Below are 12,910 nucleotides of genomic sequence, written 5' to 3' on the forward strand. Positions count from 1 at the left end.
TCAGACGAAGCTCGCGTCCGCCGACGTAAAGTTCGCCAACGCCACGCTCTTCAGCGTGATCGTGTTCGTCGAGTCATACGTGATCAGAAGGTCGCTGCCGACCTGTTTCGTTGCGCCGAGCAGATGGCTCCAATCGGCGAAGACCGATTTGTCGAACTGGAGGACGTCATGCGACGTCCCGGTCGCGGTGAAGCTTGCGATCGTGTCCATGCCGAACCCCGCGCGATAGACGAAGGTGTCGATACCGGCGGCCGCTGTCAGCGTATCGTTACCTGCACCGCCGATGATGACGTCGCCCGCCGACCCCGCCGTGATCTTGTCGGCGCCCGCAAGCCCGTCGATCTGCGCCCTCTTGCCCGCGGTCCCGGTCAGCGTGTCCGCCCCGCTGGTACCGTTGGTCTGGTGGAGCGTGATGTTGAGGCTTGCGGTGGCTGTCGAGGTACCGCCGTTCCCATCGGAGATTGTGTAGGTGAAGGACGCCGGACCGACATAGGTCCCGGACGGCGTGAAAACGGCATTGCCCGACGTGAGGGCCACGCTTCCGTTCACGGCACCCTGAACGCTCGACAGCACCTGAACGTCAGTGCTGTCGGGATCCGTTGCTCCCGCCGTCAACGTTGCGCCGGTTATCGTGAGTGCCGTCCAGTTGTCGGTCGTATAGCCGGACTTCGCTGCTGCCGCCGGTACGTCGTTCGTGCCCGTCACGGTCACCGTCACGGCCTGCGTCATCACCGCACCGCGATTGTCGGTAATCTGCACCGTGTAGGTGAGGGTCGCCGTCTTGCCCTTTCCGAGATAGTCGAACGCTGAGTCGGGAGCAGCGAAGTTCCAGGGCAGCGATCCAGCGGTTGCACCAGCTTGCTCGGTAAGCGCACCAAGGCCCAACCAGGTCAGCATCGTAGCGTTCGCCGGCAGGCCCGTCGCAGTCCCGCTCGACGCCACGCCGGTGATCGTAGCGCTGTGCGTGTCGCCGCTCTCATCAGTGAACTTGATCGCACCGGTCGCCGAGTCGGCTGCATTCGAACCAAGCGTCGCGGTCCGTTCAGTCACTGCGCCGGTGGTAGTGGAGCCGGTCGCCAGCACTGCCGCGTCGTTGGTGCCGACCGCCGTGATCGTCACTGTCTGGGTAACGGTCGCGTTCTTGCTGTCCGTCACGGTGACCACGTAGCTCAGCGTCGCGACCTGTCCCGCACCCAGATAGTCAAACGTCTTGTCTGGTGCCGAAAAGGTCCAGGTCGCTGCACCCGGCGTCGTGCCGGACGGTTCGGTTACACTACCGGCCTTGAGGTATGCGAGAAGCGTAGCATTGGCCGGCAGCCCCGCCGTGATGCCGCTCGCAGCGACACTGGATATGGTGATCGTGTGGGTGTCGGGCACGTCCGCATCGGTGAACCGCAGCGAGCCGCTAGCCGTATCCGCCGTCGTCGAACCATAAACGCCCGATATCTCGGAGACCGCCCCTACAGCCGTAGTGGCTGCGTCCATCGCAGGACCGTGGTTCGCCGAGGCGCTCGTGGTCACTGCGATGGACCGTGTGATCGTCACGGTGCCATCGCTGGTCGCAACGCCGATCGTGTCCGAGCCCGTCGCTGTGGACGTGTAGGTCAGCGTGGCCAAGGTCGCATTGACCTGCGCGACCGTGCCGCTGATCTTCAGCGACTTGCTGGCCGACCCCGTCACCGTCGCGCCATTAGTGGCGGTGGCCGCGATCGTACCGAGCGTGGTCGTCAGCGTCGCCGTCTCGGAACTCGCATTCGCGTCAGGATCACCGATCGACAGGCCCGTGATCCGCGTCGCGGTCGACGTGCGCGCGATCTGAGCGCCCGGCACGACCACGACCGGCGCATCGTTGGTGCCCGTGACGGCGATTGTCACGTTCTGGCTGACGCTTCCGCCTCTGCCGTCCGAGATCTGGACGGCATAGGTCAGAGTCGCGGTCTGCCCTGCGCCAAGATAGTCGAATGCCGCATCCGGTGCTGCGAAGCTCCAGGGCTGGCTTCCTGCCGTGCCGCCGTTCGGTTCGGTGTCCGCGCCAACCGCCAGCCACGCAAGGAGCGCCCCATTGCTGGGGAGGCCGGTCGTGACTCCGCTGGCGGCAACGCTCGCGATGGTCGCCGCGTGCGTGTCGGCGATGTCCGGATCGGTGAAGCGGATGATGCCCGACGCAGTATCGTTCGTGTTGGATCCGGTGGTGTTGGCCAGTTCGGTCACCGATGCGCTCGCGCCTGTGCCCGTGGCGACCGCAGGACCGTCGTTCGCTCCGGTTACGGTGACCGTCACTGGTTGCGTGAGGGTTCCCCCCTGTCCATCCGATACCTGGATCGCATAGGTTAGCGTAACGGTCTCACCTTGAGCGAGATAATCGAACGTCCTGTCCGCAGCGGCGAAGTTCCAGCCGAGGGAGCCTGCCGTGGAACCCGAGGGTTCGGCGAGGGTCCCGAGTGAGACCATGGCGAGAAGCGCGCCGTTCGCCGGCAGTCCAGAGGTCGTTCCGCTTGCGCTGACGCTTGCTACGCTGGCGGCATGCGTGTCGCCTGCATCGGCATCAGTGAAACGGATGGTTCCCGATGCTGTGTCGCTGGTCGTCGAACCGGTGGTGTTCGCGAGTTCGGCGATCGCTCCGCTCGCGCTGGTGCCGTTCGCGATCAGAGGCGCGTCGTCGGTGCCGGTTATGGTGATCGTGACGTTCTGCGTGACGTTTCCGCCTCTGCCATCACCGACCTGTACCGCGTAGACGAGCGTGGCGACCTGTCCGGCACGCAGGTAATCGAAGGCGCTGTCGGTCGCCAAGAAGCTCCACGGCAGCGATCCGGCCGCGCCGGAGCTCTGCTCGACGAGCGCGCCCTTCGCGAACCAGCCCAGCAGTGTTGCGTTCGCCGGCAGCCCCGAAGTCACTCCAGAGACGGCTACGCCAGTCACCACTGCAGTGTGCAGATCGCTCCGATCCACGTCGGCAAAGCGGATCGTACCGGACGCCGTGTCGGAAGCGTTGGACCCGGTGGTGAGGCTCAGTTCGCTGATCGCACCGGCGGCATTCGTGCCGGCAGCGATCGTCGGAACGTCCTGGGTCCCGGTCACGGTCAGGACGACCGCCTGGCTGGCCAGCCCGCCCTGCCCGTCGGCGATCTGCACCGTGTAGGTGAGCGTCACCGTCTCGTCCGCAGCGAGATAGTCGAAGGTGCTGTCCGCTGCGCCGAAGCTCCACCCGATCGATCCAGGGGTGGCGGAGCTCTGTTCAGTGACCCCGCCCAAGCTCAGTAGCGCCTGTAGCACCGCGTTGGACGGCAGGCCCCCAGTTGCACCGGTCGCGCTGACCGTTGCGACGCTTGCACTGTGCGCATCGCCGACGTCGAGATCGGTGAAGCGTATCGTGCCGGTGGCGCCGTCCGTGAGGGTCGAGCCGATGGCGCCCGTCCGCTCGGTGATTGCACCCGACGCGCTCGTGCCGCTCGCGACGATCGGTGCGTCGTTGGTGCCGGTAATCGTGATCGTCACCGGCTGTTCGAGCACGCCGCCATGCCCGTCCGTAATCTGGAAGGCGTAGGTCAGCGTTACACTCTGTCCTGCGCGCAGATAGTCGAACGTCGAGTCTGCGGCAGAGAACTGCCACGCCAGCGATGCTGCCACTCCGCTCGACTGTTCGGCGATGGCGTTCCTACTCATCCAGCCGAGGACGGTCGCGTTGCCGGGGAGGCCGGCTGCCGCCCCGGAGATCGTGACGCCGCCGATCGCAGCGGAATGCACGTCGGCGAGATCCGCATCGACGAAGCGGATCGTTCCTGTCGCACTGTCGCTCGCGGTCAGGCCCGAGCTGTTCGTCCGTTCGGTCAGTGCTCCGTTCGCGGTGGTATCGGTCGCCACGGTAGGCAGATCGTTCGTACCGGTGACTGTGACCGTCACGGTCTGTGCGACGCTGCCGCCCTTACCGTCGGTGATCTGGATCCCGTAGGTCAGCGTGGCGATCTGGCCAACGGCCAGGTAGTCGAACGCAGCGTCGGGTGCGGAGAAGCTCCACGGCAGCGATCCCGCCGTCGTCCCGCTCTGTTCAGACAGCGTGCTCCCGACGAACCAGTTCATCAGCGTCGCATTCGCCGGAAGCCCTGTCGCGTCGCCCGACACCGTGACGCCTGTGATGGTCGCGGCATGTACGTCCGTCCGATCGAGGTCTGTGAAGCGTATAACGCCCGAGGCCGTGTCGACCGCGGTCGATCCGGTCATGCGATCACGCTCAACGATAGCGCCTGTCACGGTGGTTCCGGCGGCAAGGATTGGGGCGTCCTCACTGCCGACGACAGTGACCGTCAGCGGCTGATCGAGCGTCCCGCCCTGGCCATCGGTCACCTGTAGCAGATAGGTGAGCGTCACGCTCTCCCCCGCAGCAAGATAGTCGAACGTATTGTCAGCAGCGGCAAAGCTCCAATCGATCCCGCCGTCCTGTTGGGCTGACGTTTCAATCAGCGCCCCAAGGCTCAGCAACTGTCGTAGGACCTCTGTCGCCGGTAGCCCCGTGGTTGCGCCACTGGCCACAACGCTGCCGATGCCGACTGCATGAACGTCACCAAGGTCCGCATCGTTGAAGCGGACAGTACCGGAGACCATGTCCTTTGCGGTCGATCCGGAAACGCCTGCGCGTTCGGTGATCTTTCCGGCCGGGCTCGTACCGACCGCAACCAGCGGCAAGTCATTCGTGCCAGTCACGGTGACCGAGACTGGTTGATCGACCGTGCCGCCATGGCCGTCCGAGATCCGTACGGTGTAGACGAGGGTCGCGGTCTCTCCCGAGCGGAGATAGTCGAAGGCGCTGTCGGGCGCGGCGAAACGCCATGGTGCGGAACCCGCGGTCGCTCCATCCTGCTCGACAAGAGCCGCCTGCATGAACCAGTCCAGCATGGTCGTGCCCGAAGGCAGACCGTCGCTTCGACCGGATACCGTCATTCCGACGACGCCTGCGGTGTGCGTGGCGCGGCTATCGGAATCGGCGAAGCGGATCGTGCCCGTCAGCGCCACTGCAGCGGTTGAGCCGGTGGTCGCATCGCGTTCCGTGAGCGAGGCCGTAGCGCTCGTTCCGGCAGCGATGGTCGGTGCGTCGCCGCTGCCGGTCACCGTGATGGTGATCGGCTGCATGGCGATGCCACCCTGACCATCCGCGATCGCAGCGGTGTAGGTGAGGGTCACCGTCTCGCCATCGGCAAGGTAATCGAATTCGCGATCGGCTGCAGCGAAGGTCCAACCGACTCTGCCCGACGTCGAGCCCGACGGCTCCTCGACGGATGAGAATGCCAACATCGCGAGCAGCCGGTCGGTCGGTGGCAAGCCCCGCGTCGCTCCGCTGGTGCTCACGCCGCCGACCGAAGCTGCGTGTACGTCTACGAGGTCCAAATCGGCGAAGCGGATCGTCCCGGTCGCCGTGTCCACCGCGGTCGAGCCGTATGTGCCTACACGTTCGGCCACGCTGCCGGTCGCAGAGGTGTCCGCCGCGATTACCGGGGTGTCGTTGGTGCCGGTGACCGTTACGATGACGGTCTGGTCAACGCTGCCGCCGTGATCGTCGGCTACTCGGATCACATAGTGGAGTTCTGCGGTCCGTCCGGTGGAGAGGTAGTCGAACGTGCCGTCCGGAGCTGCGAAGCTCCAATCCACGCTGCCCGAAGCACTTTCGACCTGTTCGACGAGCCCACTCGTCGACAGCCAGGACAGCAGCGTAGCGGCTGCTGGCAGACCGTCCGTGGCGCCGACAACCGTAACGCCGGTGACATCGGCAGCATGACGGTCGCTACGATCCAGATCGACGAAGCGCAGGGTGCCGGACGCATGATCGATACTTGTCGATCCGCCGGTATCCGGACGCTCTGTGATCGATCCGCTAGCGGTGGTGCCCTGCGCGATCGTCGGCAGGTCGTTGGTCCCAGTGACCGTGATGTTCAGGGGCTGGGCCGCAACGGCACCCTGTCTGTCCGATATCTCCGCCTGATACGTCAGGGTCACCGTCTCGCCGGCTGCGAGATAATCGAAGGCAGCATCCGGCGCACCGAACGACCAAGCGACCGACCCGGCATCCGTCGCGTTCGATTCCTGCACCAAGCCGATCGAGAGCCAGTTCCGCAAGTCAGCAGCCGACGGCAGGCGAGCGACGTTCCCGCTCGCTGTTACCGTTCCGACGGTCGTAGCGTGAAGGTCGCTCGCATCGACGTCGGTGAACCGCAGCGTTCCGCCGGTCTGAATGACGACGTTCGATCCGGACAACCCGGCCTGTTCCACGACAGCACCTTGCGCGCTCGTGCCCTCGGCGATGAACGGCGCATCGTTGACCGGCGTGACGGTCAGCGTGAAGCGATCCGACGCGGACATCTGTCCATCGCTTCCGAGCACCTCGATCTCGAGACTGCCGTTCCAGTCGGCAGGCGGAGAACCACTGAGCCTGACACCATCGAAGACGAGCCAGCTGGGCAGCGCATCGCCGGACGCGAGCCGCGCGCTGATCGTCAGCGCATCGCCATCGACGTCCGTGAAGGTTCCGGCGGGGATGGCAATGTCGATCCTGCCGTCTTCGGCAATCGTTACGTCAGGCAGTGCCATCGCGAGCACGGGCGCATCATTCCGTGCCGCGATCACCAGATCGAAGGCGTCGCGCACGACCAGCTTTCCGTCGCTGGCCGTGACCGCTAGCGCAAAGCTGCCGTTGACGTCGGCGGGCGCCTGTCCCGACAGTATCGCTCCGTCGAACCGCAGCCACGTCGGTAGTGGACTGCCGTCTGCGAGGGTAACGGTGAAGACAAGCGTGTCTCCGTCGACGTCGGCGAACGCCTCGGTCGCCAGGCGGAAGGCGAACGGAGTATCCTCGGACCCCGCAAGGTCCGCGAACGACGTTACGACCACCGGCGCGTCGTTGATCGGTGCGATCGAGACGACGACCTGGCGAACGGTCTGGGCCGTACCGTCGTCGGCAGCGAGTTCCAGGACCAGCGGACCGTTGTAGTTGGCGGGCGGATTGCCCGACAGCGTACGGGTCTGGCGATCGAAGTGCAGCCAAGTGGGCAGAGCCGAGCCACCGACGCCGCGAAGTTCTACCACCAACGCGTCGCCATCGGCATCGGTGACCAGCCCGCTTGGCAGTACTGCCTTGAAGGGCTGATCCTCAATACCGGTAAGGACCGGCAGCGCACCGATAACGGGCGCGTCGTTGACGGCCACGATCCCGATCGTGACCCTTGCAGTCGACGTCAGACCGGTTGAATCGGCAATCTCGTAGTCGAACCATGCGGGACCAGCGGCGTCCGCGATCGGCGTGACGACGAGCTGCCCGATACCGTTGTCGACGACTGCGACGTTGTAAGCACCGACGATCCGCTTGAGCACGATCGCCTGCCGATCGACGTCGAAGTCGTTGGCGAGGATCTGGGTCGTGAAGATGGTGAGCGCCGTGTCCTCGATCATGACGAGGGCATCGTCGTTCGCGACCGGACGATCGGCGACCGGCAACACGTTGATCGTGACCGTCGTCGGAATGGCGAACCCGCTTTCGTTGGTGATCGCGTAACCGAGCGTGATCTGACCGAAGAAGTCATGACCCGGCGTGAAACGATAACGGCCGTCGTCGAGCTTCGTCACTCCGTCGCCGGTCAGGCCGAGGAAGGTGAGCGTGGTGCCTTCGGGGACGTAGTCGTTCGCGACGAGCACCGCCGGATCGATGTCGAGATAGCCGTCCTCGAGCAGCTCGAATCCATGGTCCGAGACCGCGATAGGAAGGTCGAACTGGGGTTTGATGATCAGCGAGGCGTAACCGACGCTGGTCGCACCGTGTGCGTCCGTGACGCGGTAGTGGAAGCCGGCGTTGCCGTAATAGCCCTGCCGCCCGGTGAACACGGCAGTGTCGCCGTTCTGCACGACGGTGCCGTTGTCGCCATCGAAGATCTCGACGATGTCGAACGCGTCGCCTTCGACGTCGCGGTCGTTGGCGATCAGATCGGACAGCTTCACGACGAGCGGCTGGTCCTGCTCACCGAAATAGATGCCGTCGGGGTTCGCGATCGGCGCGTCGTTGACGGGCGCGACCGCGAAGGTCACCTGGCCGCTGCTGGTACGCCGACCGTCGCTGATAGCGTAGCCGAACGAGACCCGGCCGTTGACGTTCTCGTCCGGCACGAACTGGTAGCGGCCGCCTGGAAGCGTCAGGATCCGGCCTCCGACAGCGGTCGGCGACAGCGATACCAACTGGATTGCATCGCCATCGAGATCGCTGTCGTTCCCGAGCAGGTCCGCAGCGGTGAAGATGTACGGCGTGTCCTCCACGGTCACGATCGTGTCGTCGACGAGCGTCGGTGCGCGGTCGGTTGAGGCGATGTCGATCTCGACATGACCGATACTGGTGCCGTCGTTGTCGTCGGTGACGGTATAGTCGAACGTGGCGCGACCATCCCAGCCAAGCTTCGGCGTAAAGACGATATTGGTACCATCGAACGTCACGCCGCCGTTTACAGCATCAAGTACGCCGACGAAGCGGATCGGGTCGCCATCGACGTCGCTGTCGTTCGCGAGAAGATCGGCGATGGTGAGCACGAGAGGCGTGGCCTCCACGCCGTAGAAATGATCGGTGCGTGCAATCGGAGCGTCGAAGCGCGAGAGCACGGTGAGCGCCACCTGCCCAGACGTCTCTCCCTGCCGGTCGTCGGTAAGGGTATAGACGAAGCCGTCCGCGCCCGAGAAGCCGCCGTTCGGGGTGTAGGTCACCATCGCGAGATTGCCATCGACGCTAGCGGTCGAGAGTGCGCTGGAAACCGTGCCTGCGACCGTGCTCGTCCAACGGACAGCATACTCGCCGCGTACGCCGAGCGGCACGGTCGCGGTGATCCGTCCGGTGACGGAATCCAGCACCATCCATTCGGGCAGCGCACTGCCGTCGGCAAGCTTTGCCGTCCAGATCGCGCCATCATGCGCTAGACCCGAAGGAGCGTCGAAGCTCGCGACCGCGAGTGCGATCGATATCTGGCCATTGGTCGTCGTGCCGAGCCCCGTGATCCGCATCCGGTCGCCATCGTCGTCGCGATCGTTCGCCATCAGGTCGGCAATCCGGAAACTGACCGTGTCCGCTTCACGCAGCGTGTAGGCGTCACCGAAGGCATCAGGGCGCTCGGCCACGGGAGTTACGTCGAACACGATGGTGGCGGGCTTGGAAGAGACGCCCCCCTTCTCGTCATTCGCGTCGTAGCCGATGGCGATCGCGCCGTTGAAGTCCTCGGGCGCGTTCAGTGTGATCCGTTCCGCTGCGGTCGCAGCGGATGCACCAATCGGCACGAGCGTGTACGTCGGATCGACGGCCACTTCGGTGATGATAGACATCGTCGGCACCGTGGAACCGTTGCCGATGACGTCGAGCCGGACCGGCACCGCACCAATGAAACTGGAGGGCGGAGTCCCCGTGAAGCCGAGCGTCGCGGGATCGAAGCCCAGCCACGTCGGAAGCGGCGCGCGGCTCTCGCGCGCGGCGGTGACAGCCGCGGTACCCAGGTCGAGCGAGAACATGCCCTGTGCTGCGAAATATGGATCGCCAGCCAGTACCGCATTGATCGCGGGGTCGAGCGGTTTCGTCGGATCGATCAGGAACTCCAGCGTGAACCCGCGCTTGGAGGCGTCGTAGACGTTCTGCCCGAGCAGTTCGGGAGCAGACGTAAAGGTGACCTGCAGTCGTGCGAGCGGAGCATCGGCATCCGGTGCGAACCCGCTGAGGGAGACCTGCCGCGTGGCGGCGTCGAATGAGAGCCAGTCGGGCAACGGACGGCCGCCCGTCAGCGTCGCGTCGATAGATCCCTGCGCCATGTCGAAGAGCGCGACGCCGCTGTCATACGCGACCCGCGCCGTCGCCAGCCGAGTGGTATCGAGCGTCACCGTGTCGGCGTACGTCACCGTGGATGCCGAGGGACTGCTTGGATCGTGCCAAGCGAAGGCCAGCCTGACCTCGATCAGTCCGGTTACGCCCGTGGGCGGGGTTCCGGCGAACGTTCGGGAGGCCGCGTCAAAGCTCAGCCAGGTTGGCAGGGCCGAGCCGTCGGCCAGCGTCGCCACGACGGTCGTCCCTGCACGGAACGCCTCTGCACCGAACTCGAAGCTTTCTGCGAACGGTGTCCGCACCTGGAAGCCGGCAAGCACGTCCTCGCGGACCGACAGGCCACCAGCGAGCGCGGACGCCTGAGCCGGACCGAACCCGTAGTGCTGAACATAGGTCGCGCCGTTCGAGGGATCGTGAAGGAATACCGCGACGTCGAAGACGCGGGCGCCTTCGGGCGGGCTTCCCGTGAAGGTCATCGTCGTCGCATCGAAATGCAGCCAGGTCGGCAACGCCTCGTTGTTCCCCGCCTTCGCCTCGACGGTATAGTCCGACGAGATGTATCGGGTCGCCAGCTCTCCGAGAACATGGGCGTCACGGAAGAACAGAACGTCGCCCTGCAGGTCCAGATCGTTACCGAACGCCTCGCCTGGAATGACGTAGAGTGCCCCGTCTTCCATTCCGGTGACCAGATCGTCGCGCAGCACCGGTCCATCGTTGCGCGGCATCACGGTGATGGCGACGTAGGCGGTCGCAGTTCCCCCTCGTCCGTCGCTAATCGTGTAGGTGAAGCCCGCCCCGCCATTATAATCCGCGCGGGGACGGAATTCGATCATGCCGTCGTCGCGCAGACGCACCTTGCCGTTGTCGCCGAAGCGCGAAAGCCCCGTGAGCACCAGCGTGTCGCCGTTCTCGTCGGTATCGTTCGCGAGCAGCGACTTGGGGTCGATTACCAGGATCTGGTCCTCGAGCGTGCGCAAACCATAATCGCCATTGGCGACCGGGGCGTCGTTGAGCGGCCGGACCTTGACGGCATAGTCCAACGTCGCGCTGGCACCGCGCGCGTCGATCACGTCGAAGCTGATCCGGCCAGCACCGAGAGCGCCGGGCGTGTAGGCGATGGTACGCGTCGCCTCGTCCCACACGGCGGTGCCGTTGTTCGTAGCGCGACCGTCGGCGGCGTAGTGGAGACCGACGAACGTGAACGCGTCACCTTCGACGTCGTAGACGTTTGCCATGAGATCGGCGACGGACAGCGTCGTGACGGTCTCGAGGCGGATGGAGCGCTTGGCATCGCCGATCCGTGGCGCATCGTTGACGGGAGCGATGTAGAGCTCGACCTTCGCGGTCGAGGTCGCGCCTTGACTGTCGGCGACAGTGTATTGGAACCCGGCGAAGCCGAAATAGTCCGGCGCTACCTTGAATTCGATATACTGACCCGACAGCTTCCAGGTGACGTTTGTCGCCGGACCCTGATAGTTGAACTTGTCCCAATAGGGATAGAGATCGTTGCCGTTCGCATCCTTGAGCGGCATCGCGCCGATGATCGTAAGTGGTTCAAACTCACGGTCGCCATCGACGTCATAGTCGTTCGCGAGCAGGGTATCGATCCGAATGCGGAGCACCGTATCCTCGATACCGGTGATCAAAGCGTCGTCGACGCCTACCGGCGCGTCGTTGACGGCCGCAAGGTCGACCTCGACGCGTGCGGTCGTCTCACGCCCGAAATCGTCGCAGACCGTATAGTCGAAGAAGGCGTCGCCATTGTAGTTGGCGTCACCGAGGAAACGGATCTGCCCGTCGAGACCGATCGAAACCGCACCATGCTTCGCATTGCCGACCGAGACCAACGTCAGCAGACCGTCGTAGCCCGCTGAGAAGTCGTTGGCGACGAGCGCCGATGGGTTGATCGTAGCGACGATGTCCTCGCTGCCGAAGAGATACACGTCGTCCTGTGCATTGAGGCGGCCGGCGCGCACAAGCGCCTCCATCCGGTCGCGATCCCATGTCACGCCGTTGCCAAAGACGATCTGCTCAATGCCGCTCGAAGCACCGTTGAAATGGTCCTTGACGCGCACGCTGTCGGTGATGAAGCCGCCGTCGTTCTCGAGTTCGACGACGAGGTCGTTGCCCTCCCTGATCAACGACACGTCCTTAGGGGCCACGCCCTGGAGCATGACGAGCCGGTCTTCATCGGCAACGTCGCCCGCTTCGACGATCGTGTCCGCATCGCGATCGAAGCCGAACAGGTAAGTATCCGAGCCAGAGCCACCGGCGATCCGGTCTTCGCCGTGGCCGCCGTCGAACGTGTCCGACCCAGCCCCGCCGGTCAGAGTATCCGCAAAGATCGACCCGGTGACCTGCTCGATCGCGATCAGGCGATCGCCCAGTGCCTCGCCCGCCAAGCCCCGTCCGGTGCCCAGATCGACCGATACGGCTGCGTCGGCAGCGGAATAGTCGGCGATGTCGAAGCCGCCGCGTCCGTCGATCAGATCCGCTCCGAGCCCCCCGCGCAGTCGGTTGTCGCCCGAGTCACCCCGAATGACGTCGTCATGATACGACCCCTGGACGATCTCGATACCCGAGAACGTATCGCCTTGCGCGTCGCCGCTGCCGGCCGATCCGTCCGCGAGATCGATCGTGACGCCTTCTGCAGACAGCGAATAGTCGGCGATGTCGACGCCGTCGCCGCCCACCAGCCTGTCGGCACCACGCCCACCGACGAGGACATCGTCGCCGGCTCCGCCGTCAAGCGTGTCGTCACCGCGTCCACCCTGAAGGGTGTTCGCTCCCGCATCGCCAGTCAGAACGTCAGCGAAGTCCGTGCCGACGAGGTTCTCGATGCCGACCAGCACGTCGCCCTCGGCATCGCCGCCATGCGCGGTGCCGTCGGCAAGAGAGACCTGAACGCCGGCTGGGCTCGTGCCGTCGACCGAGAACCAGGTCGCGGTATCAATGCCATCGCCGCCGTCGAGCAGGTCGGCGCCCGCACCGCCGTCGAGCGTGTCGTAACCCGCACCGCCGATCAAAGTGTCGTTTCCGCCTCGACCGGCGAGCTGGTCGTTGCCGTCACCGCCCTCCAGTCGGTTC

General features: G+C 65.0%; 1 protein-coding gene (cut by a window edge). It reads right to left on the minus strand.

Annotated features, from left to right (window positions below):
* Window positions 1-12,910: the 3' end of a tandem-95 repeat protein gene (locus J4O76_RS02935; protein ID WP_426280398.1), read on the minus strand. Its footprint extends 21,959 nt past the window's final position; 12,910 of the gene's 34,869 nt are visible here — the last part of the coding sequence; its start codon lies beyond the right edge, outside the window; its stop codon occupies window positions 1-3.

This window comes from Sphingomonas sp. NFX23, assembly GCF_049887795.1.
Taxonomy (GTDB): domain Bacteria; phylum Pseudomonadota; class Alphaproteobacteria; order Sphingomonadales; family Sphingomonadaceae; genus Sphingomonas.